The 16,057-nt window shown below is 71.6% G+C and carries 14 protein-coding genes and 1 pseudogene; 2 read left to right on the top strand and 13 right to left on the bottom strand.

The window, feature by feature from the left end; all coding sequences use genetic code 11:
* Positions 1–5: 5 nt before the first annotated feature.
* The 7 genes and pseudogenes from C6376_RS27425 to C6376_RS27400 all read right to left on the bottom strand — a co-directional run bounded on the left by C6376_RS27425 (position 6) and on the right by C6376_RS27400 (position 6,740).
* The gene (locus C6376_RS27425; protein ID WP_107445889.1) at positions 6–332 is read right to left on the bottom strand and encodes an NAD(P) transhydrogenase subunit alpha; all 327 of its coding nucleotides are present in this window, start codon (positions 330–332) and stop codon (positions 6–8) included.
* Positions 329–1,444, bottom strand: coding sequence for an NAD(P) transhydrogenase subunit alpha (locus C6376_RS27420; RefSeq protein ID WP_107445888.1), 1,116 nt, complete (start codon positions 1,442–1,444; stop codon positions 329–331). The genes C6376_RS27425 and C6376_RS27420 overlap by 4 nt, the downstream gene beginning before the upstream one ends.
* 39 nt (positions 1,445–1,483) lie before the next feature.
* The gene (locus C6376_RS27415) at positions 1,484–2,497 is read right to left on the bottom strand and encodes a zinc-dependent alcohol dehydrogenase (RefSeq protein WP_173985922.1); all 1,014 of its coding nucleotides are present in this window, start codon (positions 2,495–2,497) and stop codon (positions 1,484–1,486) included.
* 69 nt (positions 2,498–2,566) lie between these two features.
* Positions 2,567–2,893, bottom strand: a pseudogene (locus C6376_RS46190) (DUF779 domain-containing protein); the annotation flags it as partial.
* A 58-nt stretch (positions 2,894–2,951) separates the two neighbouring features.
* Positions 2,952–4,472: an aldehyde dehydrogenase family protein gene (locus C6376_RS27410; RefSeq protein WP_107445886.1), complete on the bottom strand. Its 1,521-nt coding sequence runs from the start codon at positions 4,470–4,472 to the stop codon at positions 2,952–2,954.
* A 41-nt stretch (positions 4,473–4,513) separates the two neighbouring features.
* A complete protein-coding gene (locus tag C6376_RS27405; protein ID WP_254076071.1) occupies positions 4,514–5,725 on the bottom strand; it encodes a GAF domain-containing protein in 1,212 nt (403 codons plus the stop codon).
* Between the two features lie 430 nt (positions 5,726–6,155).
* Positions 6,156–6,740, bottom strand: a complete 585-nt coding sequence (locus tag C6376_RS27400; protein ID WP_107445884.1) for a hypothetical protein — start codon at positions 6,738–6,740, stop codon at positions 6,156–6,158.
* Positions 6,741–7,034: 294 nt separating this feature from the next.
* Here C6376_RS27400 and C6376_RS27395 point away from each other — a divergent pair, with 294 nt between their 5' ends.
* Complete coding sequence (locus tag C6376_RS27395) at positions 7,035–8,057, top strand: nitroreductase family protein (protein WP_107445883.1); 1,023 nt, start codon at positions 7,035–7,037, stop codon at positions 8,055–8,057.
* Positions 8,058–8,519: 462 nt separating this feature from the next.
* Here the strand turns inward: C6376_RS27395 and C6376_RS27390 are convergent, their stop codons facing one another.
* Positions 8,520–8,870 (bottom strand): VOC family protein, encoded by a 351-nt coding sequence (locus tag C6376_RS27390; protein WP_107445882.1) that lies wholly within the window; start codon positions 8,868–8,870, stop codon positions 8,520–8,522.
* 386 nt (positions 8,871–9,256) lie between these two features.
* Here C6376_RS27390 and C6376_RS27385 point away from each other — a divergent pair, with 386 nt between their 5' ends.
* Positions 9,257–10,579: a helix-turn-helix transcriptional regulator gene (locus C6376_RS27385; RefSeq protein ID WP_107445881.1), complete on the top strand. Its 1,323-nt coding sequence runs from the start codon at positions 9,257–9,259 to the stop codon at positions 10,577–10,579.
* A gap of 178 nt (positions 10,580–10,757) precedes the next feature.
* Here the strand turns inward: C6376_RS27385 and C6376_RS27380 are convergent, their stop codons facing one another.
* The 5 genes from C6376_RS27380 to C6376_RS27360 form a co-directional block, all read right to left on the bottom strand.
* Complete coding sequence (locus C6376_RS27380; protein WP_107445880.1) at positions 10,758–11,135, bottom strand: hypothetical protein; 378 nt, start codon at positions 11,133–11,135, stop codon at positions 10,758–10,760.
* 116 nt (positions 11,136–11,251) lie between these two features.
* On the bottom strand, positions 11,252–11,869 hold the full coding sequence (locus tag C6376_RS27375) for a DUF4232 domain-containing protein (RefSeq protein ID WP_107445879.1): 618 nt from the start codon (positions 11,867–11,869) through the stop codon (positions 11,252–11,254).
* A 636-nt stretch (positions 11,870–12,505) separates the two neighbouring features.
* Positions 12,506–13,420 (bottom strand): hypothetical protein, encoded by a 915-nt coding sequence (locus tag C6376_RS27370; RefSeq protein WP_107445878.1) that lies wholly within the window; start codon positions 13,418–13,420, stop codon positions 12,506–12,508.
* A 303-nt stretch (positions 13,421–13,723) separates the two neighbouring features.
* Positions 13,724–14,746 carry a TolB-like translocation protein gene (locus tag C6376_RS27365; RefSeq protein WP_107445877.1) on the bottom strand — a complete coding sequence of 341 codons (1,023 nt, stop codon included), beginning with the start codon at positions 14,744–14,746 and terminating at the stop codon, positions 13,724–13,726.
* Positions 14,743–16,053, bottom strand: a complete 1,311-nt coding sequence (locus C6376_RS27360) for an MFS transporter (RefSeq protein WP_107445876.1) — start codon at positions 16,051–16,053, stop codon at positions 14,743–14,745. The genes C6376_RS27365 and C6376_RS27360 overlap by 4 nt, the downstream gene beginning before the upstream one ends.
* Positions 16,054–16,057 lie beyond the last annotated feature (4 nt).

Raw genomic sequence — 16,057 nt, 5'->3', positions numbered from 1 at the left:
GGCGCTCACACCTCTGCCTTCTGGTTCTTTTCAGCCGCGGCCGGCCGAGGCTTGGCCTTGAACATCTCCAGCATCCGGTCGGTGACGACGTATCCGCCGACGACGTTCATAGCGCCGAAGGCCATGGCCACGAAGGTGAGGACGTAGCCGAGCCAGGTGTGGGACTCGGCCGCGATCAGCATCGCGCCGATGACGACGATGCCGTGGACCGAGTTGGAGCCGGACATCAGCGGGGTGTGCAGGGTCGCGGGGACCTTGCTGATGACCTCGATGCCGACCAGCACGCTCAGGACGAAGACGGTGATCGCGGTGAGGAGATCGAGGTTGTTCATGAGGATGCTCCTCCCATGAGTGCGGCCGTGATCTCGTCGGCCGGGTCGAGGGTCAGTTCCCCGTCGCGCACCAGGTGCCCCAGAAGCGCGACGAGGTTGCGGGCGTACGCCGCGGACGCGGCGGTCGCCATGGCGGAGGGCAGGTGCCCGGCACCGATGAGGGTGACTCCGCCGTCCAGGACGACCGTCTTGTCGGGCTCGGAGCCCTCGACGTTCCCGCCGAGTTCGCTCGCGGCGAGGTCGACGACGACCGAGCCGGGCTTCATCCGCTCGACCACGGCCGCGGTCACCAGCAGCGGCGGCTTGCGGCCCGGCACCTGCGCCGTGGTGATCACGACGTCGGAGCGGGCGATGTGCGTGTCCAGCGCCTCCCGCTGGGCCTGCTGTTCCTGTTCGGTCAACTCCCGTGCGTAGCCGCCCTGTTCGGTGCCCGGTTCCCCTTCCGGCGGGCTCTGGATGTCGAGGAACCGGGCGCCGAGCGACTCCACCTCCCCTCGGGATGCGGGGCGTACGTCGTACGCCGAGACGACAGCGCCGAGACGCCGGGCGGTGGCGATCGCCTGCAGCCCGGCCACTCCGGCGCCGAGGACCAGGACCTGGGCGGGACGCATGGTGCCCGCCGCGGTGGTCAGCATCGGGAAGAAGCGGTCGTACGAATCGGCGGCGAGGACCGCCGCCTTGTAGCCGGCGACGCTGGCCTGCGAGGTCAGCGCGTCCATGGACTGGACGCGGCTGAGGGTGCGGGGCAGCAGATCGAGGCTGACCGTGCGCACGCCGCGCCCGGTCAGTTCCTCGACCAGGGCGGGGTGCCGCAGCGGTTCGAGCAGGCCGATCAGAGTCTGCCCGGCGCGCAGAGCTGTCGCGGTCTCCTCGTCGGGCGGGCCGACGCAGAGGACAGCGTCCGCGCGTGCGTAGAGCTCGTCCGGGGTGACTACGATCGCGCCGACGGCGGTGTATTCGGCGTCGGTGAACCAGGCGCCGGCTCCGGCTCCGGTCTCGATCAGGACGTCGAGTCCGGCCCGGCGCAGGAGGGTTACGGCCTCGGGGACGAGGGCGACACGGCGTTCGCCGGGCGCCCGCTCCCGTACGGCACCTATGGTGAGGGTTGCCATGATCTGCTGCCTCTCCCTGTGACCCGGTGGTGCCGGGCCCTAGAACTCGAAGACGAGCCGGGCTTCGGCCCGTCCGCCGAGGACCTCGTCGAAGGAGTCGTTGACCTCCTCCAGGCGCCGCTTCTCGGCGATCACCTGGGTGCGTCCGGCCGCGTGCAGTGCGAACACCTCCGCGAGGTCCTGGCGGGTGCCGACGATGGAGCCGATGACGGAGATCCCGCCGAGCACGGTCTCGAAGATCGGCACGTTGATGGACGCGTTGTCGGCGGGCAGCCCGACCATCACCAGACGCCCGCCCCGGTTCAGTGACCGGTAGGCCTGCTCGAAGGCCTTGGCGCTCGCGGCCAGCACGACGGCCACGTCCGCTCCGCCGGCCTGCCTGATCTCCTCGACCGGGTCGTGTGTGCGGGCGTTGACGATCTGGTCGGCGCCGAGCTTGTGGGCCAGACCCAGCTTGTCCGGTTCGACGTCGACGGCAGTGACGAAGCCGCCGACGAGCCGCGCGTACTGCACCGCCAGATGGCCGAGACCGCCGATGCCGAAGACGGCGACCCGTTCGGCCGGGACCACGTTCGCGACCTTGATGGCCTTGTACGTGGTGACGCCCGCGCAGGTCAGCGGCGCCGCGTCGAACGACGACACGCCCTCGGGTACCCGGACCACGGCACCTGCGTCGGCGACGGCGTACTCGGCGTAGCAACCGTCCACGGAGTAGCCGGAGTTGACCTGGCTCTGGCAGAGAGTCTCCCAGCCGGAGACGCAGTGGCGGCAGGTGCCGCAGGACGAGCCGAGCCACGGGATGGCGACCCGCTTGCCCACCAGGTCCTCGGAGACGCCGGCTCCGACGGCCTGCACCGGGCCGACGCCCTCGTGCCCTGGGATGAACGGCGGCCGCGGCCTGACCGGCCAGTCGCCGTGCGCGGCGTGGATGTCGGTGTGGCAGAGCCCGGAGGCCTCCATACGGACGAGCACCTGGCCGGGGCCGGGCTCGGGGACGGGCAGCTCCTGGATCTCCAGAGGCTTGCCGAAGTCGGTGACGACCGCTGCCTTCATGATCAGCTCCTCGGATGGTGCGTGTGTGCGGGCCCGGGTCTCCTCCGGGTCCTCGACGTGTGTGACGAACCGCAGCCCGTCCCCCGCTGCGAGGGAGAAGCCGCCCGGTGTTCCCTCCTCGACGTCCAGAACGAAGCGCGGGCGGCCGAGCGCCTCGTACAGGTCGGCGTCGATGTGGAAGGTGCAGCCGTCCAGGACGCCGAGCAGCATGTCGCCCTCGCCGAGGACGAATTCGCCACCGGGGAAGCACATCGGGTCGCTGCCGTCGCAGCAGCCGCCGGACTGGACGAACATCACCGGCCTGCCGTGGGCGGCGCGCAGGGCTCTGATGGCCCGGTGCGCCGCCCGGGTGGCGGTGACGCGCCCGGCGTTGCCGTTGTGAAGCGTCGCAGGCATGTCGGTGCACCCCTTCGGATCCGCTGGGACTGGTGGAGCTGCTGGACCTGGCGGACCGCTAGAACAGCCCGAGCGGCTTGGTGCCGTAGCTGACCAGGAGGTTCTTGGTCTGGCTGTAGTGCTCGAGCATCATCTTGTGGGTCTCGCGGCCGATGCCGGAGACCTTGTAGCCACCGAACGCGGCACCCGCCGGGTACTGGTGGTAGCAGTTCGTCCAGACGCGGCCCGCCTTTATGGCGCGGCCCATCCGGTAGGTGCGTCCGGTGTCGCGGCTCCACACGCCGGCCCCGAGGCCGTACAGCGTGTCGTTGGCGATCTCGAGCGCCTCGGCCTCGTCCTTGAAGGTGGTGACCGCGAGGACGGGTCCAAAGATCTCCTCCTGGAAGACCCGCATCTTGTTGTGGCCCTTGAGGACGGTCGGCTCGTAGAAGAACCCGTCCGCGAACTCCCCGCCGATGGCGGGACGGTGGCCGCCCACGAGCAGTTCGGCTCCTTCCTTCACGCCGATCTCGACGTAGGAGCCGATCTTCTCGACCTGCTGCCTGGAGACCTGGGGGCCGATCATGGTGGCCGGGTCGAGCGGGTTGCCCTGCTTGATGGCGCGGATGCGCTCCAGACAGCGGCCCATGAACTCCTCGTAGATGCCCTCCTGGATCAGTGCGCGCGAGGGACAGGTGCACACCTCGCCCTTGTTGAACGCGTACAGCACGAGTCCCTCGACGGCCTTGCTGAGGAAGTCGTCGTCCTCGGCGGCCACGTCGTTGAAGAAGATGTTCGGCGACTTGCCGCCCAGCTCCAGGGTGACCGGGATGATGTTCTCGGACGCGTACTGCATGATCAGCCGGCCGGTGGTGGTCTCCCCGGTGAAGGCGACCTTGGCGATGCGCTTGTTGGTGGCCAGCGCCTTGCCGATCGCGGCGCCCGGGCCGTTGACGACGTTGACGACGCCGGCGGGGAGGATGTCGCCGATGACCTCCATCAGCTTCAGGATCGACCACGGGGTCGGCGAGGCGGGCTTGAGGACCGAGGTGTTGCCCGCGGCGAGCGCCGGGGCCAGCTTCCACGCGGCCATCAGGAGCGGGAAGTTGAACGGGATGATCTGCCCGACCACGCCCAGCGGCTCGTGGAAGTGGTAGGCGATCAGCTCCTTGTCGATCTCGGTGATCGAGCTCTCCTCGGCGCGGATCGCAGCCGCGAAGTAGCGGAAGTGGTCCGCGGCGAGCGGGATGTCGGCGGCGAGGGTCTCACGGACGGGCTTGCCGTTGTCCCAGCTCTCGGCGACGGCGAGCTCCTCGCGGTGGGCGTCGATGGCGTCCGCCACCTTGTTCAGCACCGCGGCCCGCTGGGCCGCGGACGCCCCGCCCCACTCGTCCTTCGCGGCGTGCGCGGCGTCCAGGGCGAGTTCGATGTCCTCGGGACCCGACTTCGGGACCTCGCAGAAAGGCCTGGCGGTGGCGGGGCTCAGGTTGGGCGAGTACTCACCGGTGGTGGGCGCCTCCCACTTGCCGCCGATGAAGTTCTCGTAGCGGGGCGAGACGTCGACGGGGCTGCCCGTCGCGCCCGGAGGCTCGTACGTCATGATCGTCACCTTTCACGAGGGTTGTGGTGATGCTCAGCACGCTAGGAGTGGGAACGCTGCAATACCGCTGCATGCCGTCGGACCTGCGATGGGATGGCCCCGACGGCGTCCAGTGCGTGCGCTCGGGCCGCCGCGGCGGCGCGCTGTGGAGAACCGCCCGGCAGTGTGTGGGCGAGTGCCAGCCATGCGGCGGGATCGTCGGCTCCCCAGGCTGCCCCAACCCAGCGGCGCAACTGCCCGGCGTCACCGCCGGCCAGGACGGCACCGCGCAACTGCTGTTCCAGGGCCCGCCGATGCTCCACCACGGCCGGCGCCTCGGAGCGCGGCAGCAGCGGGCCGGGGTAACGGGCCAGCGCCTCGGCGACCCGCCCCTCGGCAAGCAGCGCGGCCACCTCCCCGAAGTCGCCGCGCACCGGGAGCAGCAGTCGGTACGGCCGCGATCCGAGCACGGCCGGGCCGAGCACCGCACGCAGCCGGGTCATCTCGGCCCGCAGCGTCGACGCCGGCACCTCCCGCTCCGACAGGTCCACCGCGAGCCGGTCGCCATGCACACCCCGGTCCTCCAGGGCGAGCGCCAGCACGATCTCGCTGTGGCGCGGACTCAGCCGGTGGACGCACCCCGCGCTTTCCAGCAGCGCACTGTCCCGGCCGAGCGCCGAAAGCCGTATGAAGCCGCGGGAGGCCGGCGCACGTCCGTCGAGGCCCAGCGGCACCGTACGTTCGAGCTCGGCCTCGGCCGACAGCGCGGCAGCGCGTACGGCGGCCAACGCCGGGGGCGTGGCGATGGTGCCGCCGCCCGAGAGGTCGACGACCCCGAGCACGCGTCGGGTACGGGGATCGCGCACAGGGGCGGCGGCGCACGACCAACCGTGGACGGCGGCGCTGTAGTGTTCGCCCGCCACGATCTGGACGGCGCGGCCCAACTCCAGTGCGGTACCCGGTGCGTTGGTCCCCGCCTGCCGCTCCGACCATACGGCGCCCTCGACGAAGCGCATATGCTCGGCCCGGTCCATGGCAGCGGTGTCACCCTCGACCCAGAGCAGGGTCCCGTCGGCGTCGCCGACCGCGAAAATGTGACCGTCGTCCGCGGCGCCCGCGCCCAGCAGCTCGCGGAACAGGGGAAGTACGGTGGCGAGCGGGTGGGCCCGCCGGTAGGCGTCCAGTTCGGCGGGGGTTCCCCGCAGGGGCGGCAGGCGGCTGCCGTCGGGCCGTATGCCCCGGCCGGAGCAGCGCCGCCACGAATCGGCGACCAAGGCCCGGATCCCTGGCAGCTCTCCGGGCGAGGTCACGAACCTCTCGTGTGCTGCGCGCAGCGCGGACACAGAGGCGACGGTGGAACCCTCCATGGCACCTCCCACATTCGAGCCTCCGCCCGTTCGCACCAGCCTCACCGGCACGGGTATGAGGTCGCAGGGGCCGAACGTCCCCGGCTACAGGGCCCCTTGGACTCCCCCCTACGGCCTTCAGGAGCGGTCCTCACTCCAGCGTCATCCAGCGCTATGGGCGGAGAGATGGGCCGGGCAGCCGTAACGACCCGCCACATGGCCTCACTTCGGCCGTGATCCGCAGGAGCCGTCCGCCGCAACGCCGCTCACATCAGTGCGATCGTCGTGCGCCGCGCGCCAGGGTGATGCGTGCAGGGCCCGCCGACCGGGCTGTCCGGCGATGCCGCCCCGCCCCTGATCACATGGTCTTGCGTCGCCACTGCGGCTCGACCTGGTCCCACCGCCGGCCCCACTCCTCGGTGCGCCGACGGTCGAGCCGCCACCGTGCAACGCGCCCGGCGCCGTACGTCAAGCCGCCGAGGGCGAGCGCGGCCGAGGCACCCAGCAGGCCCGCTTGAGCCTCTGCCTGAGCCGCGGTCGGCGGCTGTGAGGCGATCCGGCCCTGGTCGTCGAGCCAGATCACCACCCTTGATCCAGCCTGGAGCCCGGAGTCCACGGTGGCCCGTCCGGTATCCGTGGTGCCGTCCGGCGCCGTCCAGCGGACCTTCGCGCGGACGCGGTCGTCCGTCGCTCCCTCCGCCGTCGGCATGGCCCGTTCGGCGGTCTCGAGAAGGACGGCCCTGACGGAATGCCGGTTGGCGCGCAGCTGCGCGAAGGACTCGTCCGCGGCCTGGACCGTGACCGCGCCAACCGCAGTGCCGCCCAGCACGACGACTGTCCACACCCCGAGCATGATCCAAGCCTCGATGACGTCGTCGCGCCGCCGCAGCGGGTTGCTCCGCAACCGCCACAGCAACCACCTCGTACGCTTTGCCTTGCGCATGGCACCCGCACCTCCTCGAAGTGACAACAGGACGGTGACACCTGGGAACCGGGCCCGGCAGGGGCCGACCAGACGGCATCACAGGGCCGGTCGGTGCCCACTCGGACACGTCGGTGGGCCGTTCAGCCCTCCTCCAGGGCAGTCGGCAGGGCGCGCCCAGCACGTCCGGCCCGTCCGGACCACGCCGAGGGACCACCGGCCCCTCCCCTTCGCCGCCAGGAAGGTCTCACCCTCGGTGGAAAGCACCATCTGCGCGGTCTTCGCGCGAGCACGGGACGGGCGAGGAGGAACCCCATGCGATCCGCCACTGTTGACGCCTCAACACTCAAACCCTGCCTCGCGGCCGCGGCCGCCGCGCCCTCGATCTTCAACACCCAGCCATGGCGCTTCCGCCTGGCTCCCGAGACCGTCACACTCGAGGTCCGCGCTGCTCCGGAGCGAGGTCTGCGGCATGTCGATCCCGCGGGCCGTGCCCTGCACCTGTCAGTGGGCGCGTCCGTGTTCAACCTCCGTGTCGCGGTGGGCCACTTCGGCTGGCGCCCGGTCACCCGCCTGCTGCCCGCACCGGAGGACCCTGAGCTCCTCGCCACCGTGCGCTTCACAGGGCCCGCCTCTCGGCCCGCCACCGAGCATCGTGCGGACCTGTACGAGGCGATCGGGCGCCGGCACAGCAGCCGGTTCGCCTTCTCGGGCAGGTCTCTGCCACCCCAGCTGCGCGCGGAACTCGCCGAGGCCGCCCGCGCCGAGGGTGCCTTGCTCACCTTCCCCGATACTGCCGAGACAGAGCGTTTGCTCCGGGTGACCGCCGAGGCCGAGCACCGCAACCGGACGGATCCGGACCGGGGAACCGAGAGCCGCCGCTGGATCCACCGCGACCGGGACGCACTCACCGACGTCGGACTCCCGCAGGCCGCCCTCGGCCCTCAGGACTCCCACGAGCGCCTGCCCATGCGCGACTTCACCGCGCAGCGGCACGCCGAACGGCTGACGGCCCAGCCGTTCGAGAAGGACCCGGTCATCGCGCTGCTGACCACCGAACACGACCGCCGGGCCGACTGGCTGCGGGCCGGGCAGGCTCTGCAACACCTCCTGCTGGTCGCCACGGTCCATGGCGTACGGGCCTCCCTGCTGCACCAGCCGATGGAGTGGCCGGACCTGCGCCATGCCCTGAGCCCGGCGCCGGGCCGCATCGGACACGCCCAGATACTGATCCGCCTGGGATACGGCCCCGACGGCCCCACCACCCCGCGCCGCGCCGCACACAGGCTGCTCGATACCGGACCGACAGCCGACATGGTGACTGAGGGTCACGGGTGATCGCACCCCGCGGCGAGACGGGCGAGTATCATGGACATGACCACGGGTCTTCGACACCGGTCGTCACGCCCCGGCCCGGTATCCACTCCCCCTCAAGCACCGCCGCTTCCCGCGCGCCTGGCGCCTCGTCGACAGCGGTGACACCTGCGACGGGTCCGGCCCCCTGCCGACCGGGGAATTTCTGCCGCGGTGCGCCTACGAGAAGCGCTGGCGGACGTCGGTGAGCGACGACAGAAGGGGTGGGCCCTGGGTGTTCCAGGCAGGTCGAGTGCGGCAGGACGGATGACCAACGAGGCCCCTGAGTAGCGTGGTTGAGACGTCAGACATCTCGATCAACTGCCCGAGGGCCTCGCTCGTTGCGCTTCCCGGACCGTCACCCGATCGGTGGCCCGCTCGAAGAAGCTCAACTGACGGATCGGCCGGTCGGCCGATGGCGGCCGATGCCGATCCGGGGTGGTGAGGTCACAGGGTGTGGGCGGTGGGGTGGTGTGGTTCGTACAGCGGGAGTTCGGCGCCGCTGGGGAGTCGGATCGCGGCCAGTCTGCCCCAGCGCTGTTCGCTGACCGGCCGGATGATCTCGACGCCCTGCGCACGGAACCCGCGGAGTTGGGAATCGAGGTCGTCGCACATCAAGAAGAACTCGTGCCGGGGCGGGCCGTCGGTCGGGTGGACGGCCACCTCGGCCGGGGGCAGCTTGAAGATGAGCCAGCCGCCGCCCGCGTCGACGCCGGGCAGGTCGAGGACGTCACGGATGAAAACACGGTCCGCCTCGGCGTCCTGGCTATAGAGGATGACATGCGCACCATTGATCATGGAACTGGCTCCTGCCCGTTGACGTGCCGGCCCTCGCGTCCGCCGACATCCTCGCGCTCCCGGATGCGAGATGCCTTCGACTGCACGCGACGACACGACGGTCGTCCCGCTTCCGGGCGCAGACCCCGCACTGCACCTGCGGCGACGGGCCGGGGAGGGCGACGCCACGGGCGTGCTCCCGGACTGCGGAATCCCCCGCACCGCACCGGTTGCGCCTCGGCCGTCGTCCCGCGAGGTCGAGAACCGGCAGGTGCAGCTCACTCCCGCGGCCCGACTCTGGAACCATCCCGGCCTTATTGACGTGCAGGTATGGGGAGCGCCTGGGACGCCATCCCGGATCGGGGCATGACTGCACAGGCCGACGGATGGATGGGTGTACGGACCACATGGATGCAATCCACGATGACGTGGTGGAGTTCGCCCTACTGCTGACGCGCCTGAAGGAGCGCACGGACCGCAGCTACTCGGCGCTGGCCCGCCGCCTCGGCATGAACGCCTCCACGCTGCACCGCTACTGCTCCGGAGAGGCGGTTCCCCTGGACTTCACCGGGGTCGAGCGGTTCGCCACGCTCTGCGGAGCCTCCCCCGACGAACGTGTGGAGTTGCACCGCCGGTGGATCCTGGCAGCCGCGGCACGGCAGCGATCACGACTTTCCGACGCCCGGCGGACACCGACACGCCGCGGCACCGCCGCCACGCCCGCTCCGGCCGCATCCGTGAGCCACGGAGACCAGGCGGACCAGGCGGACCAGGCGGACCAGGCGGACCAGACGGACCAGGGAGTCGAGCCGTACTCGCCGGCCGACCCGCGCCCGGGACTCGCCCCACCGGCCGACGCGCGCCCGGAGTCGCCCCGCCCTGCCGACCGGCGAGCCCTCGCCGTGCGCCCTCGGCGACGGTTCGCGCGTTCGACGGTGCTGGCGGCCTCGCTCGCCGTCGCGTTCGCCGTCCTCACGGCATCCGCCGGCGGGCCCCCCTTCGGCCGCGGTGAGCCGTCGGACTCCGCCCGCACCACGCCGACGTCCTCGGCGCCGGCCGCGCACAGCGGCGGCAGCCCGCAGAAGAACAAGGAGGGCGGGGTCGCGCCGCCGGCCCCTCTCACCTGGACGGCCGACTCCCAGCTCTGGCAGCTCGATTGCGACCATGACTACGTCATCGCCAAGCCGCCCGGTCAGGTCCCTCCGCCGCCGACTCCGGCCGACGCCTCGGTCTGGGCCACGTCCCAGCGGGCGGTGCACGGGCGCACCACCAATCTGCGGGTCTCGGTGCAGGGACGCGGCGCCGCAGCGGTGGTGCTGCAGGCTATGCATGTGCGCGTGGTCGGCCGCGTCACCCCGGCCGACCGCTCGGGCTCCGCCTATTCCATGTACGAGGGCTGCGGCGCCGTCCTCGTGCCCCGCTACTTCTCCGTGAACCTCGACGCGCGCCGGCCCTTGGTCCGTTCCATGCCCGGCAACGACCCGGACCGACCGGCTCCCGCGATCGACTTCCCCTACCGGGTGTCCCTACGGGAGCCGGAGGTCCTGCTGGTCGCCGCGCGCACCGAGGCCTGCACCTGCGACTGGTACCTCGAGCTCGACTGGTCCTCGCAGGGCCGAACCGGCACTATGCGCATCGACGACCACGGCCGCCCGTTCCGCACCACCAGCATCAAGGGGCTACCGCACTACTGGTACCGCGACCCCCGCGGCTGGGTCCCCATGACCTGACCACCCGCCAGGACAGGACGGTGAGCGCGGCTGACGAAGCGACAGGCCGCACAAGCCCCCGAGAGTCGCGCCGTTGACACAGAGCGCGACCGGGCCCGAAGGGATGCCGCACACAGCCCTCTCCTGACCCGACGGCAGGCGCGGTCACGCACGCGTGCCTGCCGCCGGGGCGGCGGAGCTAGCAGGTGGAGCGGCTGGAGATCTTTATCCCGTTGACGAGCACGGAGTTGACGAACACCGTCGAGGAGTTGGGCGAAAGGCAGATCGAGCCGCCGCCCTGGAGCCGCAGATACACCACGTCGTCATTGCGGGTGTTCATGACCCCGTAGTGCGGCCGGGGCGTGACCGCCTGATAGGCGCTGGTGACGTCCCGGTACTTCGACATCGGCGTGCCCGCGAGCAAGGCGTCGTTGTCCACGTAGAAGCAGACATACGGGTACGGGCAGCCGTGGGTGGGGGCTTCCGCGTGGGCTGCGGACGCGCCGGTCATGGCGATGGCCCCGACGGCCACGCTCACCCCCGCCAGGCCGACGGTCTTCCGGATTGCAGACTTCATTCAAATCCTCCGATTACTAAGGTCGTTGTTCGCATGTGTCCTTGCGTGTCCACGGCAAGGCAAGGCCAGGTGGGCGTTCTGGTGAGCCGCTGGGTGACGGCCCCGGTCGAGGTCCGTCACTTCGACATGATGAAATCCAGAGCGTAACCGGAAGCAGTCGTCCAGTAGGTGACGAGCTGGCCGTCGTCCGCGTACAGCGTCGGGGCCGGCATGGGGACGTCGATCGGCCGGCCCGCGGTGCTGCCGGGCTTGCGGCCCTGGAGGCCGAGGGTGATGCTCCTCGCCTCGTACTCGTCCCGGGCGCCACCGCTGACGAGCAGGGCGGCATAGGCCTCCTCACCCGGAGCGAGGGTCACGGGCGCCCCCGGGTTCGGGTCGCTCTCCTTGATGACGGGAACCGTGGTCCGGGCATCGGCGCCGAGCCGCACCAGCGGGTGACGGTAGAGGTTGCACTTCTTGTCGCCGGCGTTCTGGACGATCAGGAGGAGGTGCCTCGCCTCCTTGCTGTCCGCGGGCTCCTTGACGGCGGACACCCCGAGAACGTCCTGGGAGCAGGCGGCGACGGCGCCCTTTCCGCCGGTGCCGCCCGAGCCGTGCGCCACCGTGTCTTCGGCCTTGCCGCCGGCTGCCCGGGGCCCGGTGGCGGAGGCCTGCACCGACACACCGCATCCAAGAGCCAGGGCGAGACCCGCGGCCACGGCCACACGGCGGCCCCCGAAGGACTTCACGTTCATATGCATGCTCCTCTTCTGGTCGGTACGTGGTCGCACGTGCCCGCGGCGCGGCGCCGCGGATCACGGTGCGTGCCGGGCCGGCGTCTGCCCACCACCCCGTCCGGAGTCGGGGTGTCCTGGGGCAGTCGGGCTGTCCGCCGCTTCAGCCGGTGCGACGACCACAGCCTGGGATGACCTCCGGACCTGGGACAACAGCCGCCGCCGTTCCGCAACGGTGGGACGATCCCACCCCCGACGACCTGCGCGGACCGGGAAGCCTGGGATGCCGGTCCGGGATACGAAATGCGTCTGGATCCGAAGCCCTTGTGGATCCGCCACCGCCGGAGCCGGTGGCCGGACCGGCGGGCCCGACCGCACCCGCCGCCTCGGCAACCCCCGTCGCTCCCTGCCCCGGCCGTCACTCTCCGATGTGGCGCAGTGCCCAGCACGCCCACACGACGGTGACCACGTCCGTCACGGTGACCGACGCGCCGAGGGCGATCCCGAAGGCCGGCCGGGGACGAGGTGTTCCGCCCGGGCTCAGGTACTCGGGTGGGCGTGAGTAGGCCCGGTCAGGGCGAGGTCGTCCCCGGCCCACCCACCTGTGGCGAGCGAACCGTGTTGGTGCGGCCCGTCCGTTGGCGGGTGGTCGGGTGTTCAGCGCGTGGGAGTCAGTTCTGGTGCCTGCTGCGGCTGCTCCTCCACGTCCGCCTCGGATCCCCCGAACCATGCGACCGCGACCGCGCCTGCCACCGCCAGCACGAACCCGAGCATCGCCATCCAGGCGAGACCGGGCCGTGAGGCGTCGCCGAGCCACAGCACACCGATCGCGCCGGGCAGCACGGTCTCGCCGACGACCAGGGCCGCCGTGGCCCCGTTGACCGAACCGATCTGCAACGCGACGGTGTGCAGGTACATCCCCCCTACGCCGGCCGTCACGATCGCGTACAGGGCGGGATCCGTCAGCATGGCGGACGGATCGAAGGGGTCGACGCCGTTCAGGACACGGACGCCCACGCCGAGCGCGCCGAAACCGAGTCCCGACAGCAGGCCGGCGAGGATCGCAGCGCGGGGACCGACGAGGCGTACCGCGAGCGTGCCGCCCACCATCAGAGCAAGCGAGATCGCCAGAAGCCACCAGTGTGTGGCGATCGGGGTGCCGTGTCCGCTGCCCTCCTCCCCCGCCGCCGTCGCGAGCAGGACGAGCGCCGCGCAGACCACGCCGATGGACGTCCATTCGGCGCGAGTCAGCCGGACGCGGAGGAGCCGGACGCTCAGCAAGGCGGTGATGATCAGGTTGGCGCTGATCACGGTCTGCGAGAGAAACAGGGGAAGTAGCCGAGCAGCCAGTGCGCCGAGCGCGAAGCCCACGAAGTCCAGGACGGTGCCGACGACGAACTCCCAGGTCATCGCGGCCTTCGCGGTCGAGGACAGGCTGGGTCCCCCGTACTGGGTGCGGGCGGTGGTGGCCGCGTCGCTGCGCGCGGACCTGCGGGACCCGACGGCTTGCAGGACCGAGCCTGTGCCGTAACAGACGGACGCCGCAACGGCTGTCACCAAGCCGATCAACACGATTCGCTCCGTTCCTGACGGGCACCGACTCGGCGCCATCTCGGTTGACCAGACGGCATATGGGCACGGAGCGTTGCCTCGCCGTCGGCTTCGTCGCCCGCGAACGGACGGAGCGTGCCGCAGTCAGCCCCGACGGGAGGGAGCGCTCATGGTCCAGCCGCCGTTGCCATGGGTCGCGCTCGCCTCCCACCATGGCGCTGTTCACCGTGGGGCTCCGGTGACGCCGGGGTACGCGTGGCCGGATGGAGTGCTGGGCAGTGCGTCGAACGCGGGGCATCGGTGATCCGTGTCGGTCATGACCCGTCACCCCGGATAGGCGGGGGCGACCGCGGAGTTCATCAGACGGCGGGCCCTGCCGCTGCCGTCGGCGGGGACGGTCCACAGGTCCGATCCGTAGTCGCCGGGAAGGGCGTAGACGAGGGTGTCGCCGTCGGCCCACAGGGCCTGGTCGTCGATGTTGCGGCCCTCGGCGGTCGCGGTCTCCCGCATGGTGCGCAGGTTCAGGACGTACAGCCGCCAAGGGGCGTCGGGGGACGCTCCTTCGACGCGCTTCTTGTAGGCGATCCGGGTGCCGTCCGGCGAGAGCGACGGACATTCGACGTTGCGGTGCACGGTGGTGAGGGTGCGTGCGGTGACATCGCCTCGGACGAGGTAGGTCCGGCCTCCGGTCGCCAGCGTCGCGTAGAAGTGTCGGTCGTCGGCGAAGGTGACCCCCCAGATGTTGACGTCCGGCGCGTGGTGGGCGCGGCCGTCCCTGATGACGTCGTACGTCTCCAGGTTGTCGTCGATCTCCCAGGTGCGAGTGTCGACGATGGCCGTGCGGGTGGAGAAGTCGGTCCCGGCGTACGAGTCCCCGCTGACGAACACCGTCCAGGCGACGAGGTGACCGGAGGGCGACACCCGGGCCCGGGTCGGGATGCCGGCCGCCGGGAAGTGGTGCCGCTCGCGCAGGTGCTCGTCGAGCACCACCGCGCGGTAGGTGTCCTCCAGTGGGCCGTGCTCGGCCCGGAGGCAGATGCCGGTGCCGGCCGCCGCGTGGAAGCGCAGGCACTTCACCCCCGACACCGTGCGCGGGCCCTGGGGGTCGTCGGCGGCCACGGTGGCGATCTCGTCGCGGTGCGGCCCCCACGCCAGGTTGCGTACCAGCAGCCGTCGTTCGGACGTCGGCCGCAGCGAGACGGTGCCGGTGCGCACGGTCGGCCCGTCCGCCTGCTGCTCGTCCCGCATGCCCGACCGGTGGGCGGCGTGGAGTACCGCCCCGGTGCCGACCGCGCCGAGCAGGACGACGGCGACCAGCAGGATCACCAGGCGGGTTGTCCGGGTCATGCGGGCACCTCTTCAATGGTGGACGGCGCCTCGTCGGCGGCACGGAGGACGATCGAGGCCACGACGGCGCTGACGGCCAGAGCGGCGGCGGTGCCGGCAAACGCGGTCCGGCCGCCCCACAGGCTCCATGCCGCGCCGAAGGCGAGCGAGCAGACGAACCGGGCCAGCGCCTGTCCGGTGCCCACCAGCGCCTGTCCGGCGCCCTGCTGCTGTGCTGGTACGACCCCCGCGGTGGCGGCGGCGAGCACGCCGTCCGTGGCGGCGTAGAACGTGCCGTGCAGGACGAGGACGCCCACCACGACCGGGACGCCCTGCCACGGGGAGAGCACCAGGCCGTAGCCGAGCAGCAGGACGCCGTGGCCGGCCAGGAAGAGCCGGCGGCGGCTGACGCGGTCGGCGAGCGCGCCGAGCGGCACCGCGAGCAGCAGGAAGAAGGCGGCGGTGCCCAGGGGCAGCAGCGGGAACAGGTGGGCGGGCAGGTTCCCTTCGCGCTGGAGCAGCAGATAGAGGAAGGAGTCGCTGACGGTGGTCAGGCCGAGCAGGGTCGCGCACACCGTGAGCCGGCGCAGTTGCGGGCGGCGCAGCAGCCCGACGGCGTCCCGCAGCGTCGGCGGCCGGGCCGGCCCGGGCTGCCGTACGGCATCGGCGGGGGCCGGGATGCGGCGGGGCACGAAGAGCACCAGCACCAGGACGCCGGACATGGCGATGCAGCCGCTGACCGCGAACACCGCGTCGTATCCGTCGACGGTGGCCCGCAGCACGGCGAAGGCGACGAGCGGCCCGAGGAGCGCGCCGGTGGTGTCCATCGCCCGGTGCACGCCGAACGCCCGCCCCCGGTGCCCGGGTTCGGTGGCCAGCGAGATCATCGCGTCCCGAGGGGCGGTACGCAGGCCTTTGCCGGTGCGGTCGACCGCGAGCACGGCGCTGATCACGGGAAGGGTGTGGGCGAGCAGCAGCAGCGGCTTGCACACGGCCGACAGTCCGTAGCCGAGGCCCGCCACGACCTTGTGCCGTCGGCCGCCCCGGTCGGCGAGGTGGCCGCCGGCCAGCCGGACCAGGGCTCCGACGCCGTTGTTGATGCCGTCGAGCAGACCGAAACCGAGCGGCGACAGGCCGAGGCCCGCGACCACGTACAGCGGGAGCACCGCCGTGACCATCTCCGAGGAGATGTCGGTGACGAGGCTGACCGAGCCCAGGGCCAGCACGGTGGCGGGCACGGCGGCCGGCCGCCGCCCCGGACGGGTGTCCGGGGCGACGGCGGCCTTGGTGCCACCGGAATCCGTACTGCGGGAGTCCGCGAGGTACACGGGC

The organism is Streptomyces sp. P3 (assembly GCF_003032475.1).
In the GTDB taxonomy this organism is placed as follows: Bacteria; Actinomycetota; Actinomycetes; order Streptomycetales; family Streptomycetaceae; genus Streptomyces.
Note: the sequence above shows the minus strand (reverse complement) of the source record. Positions and strands in the feature narration are given on the sequence as shown.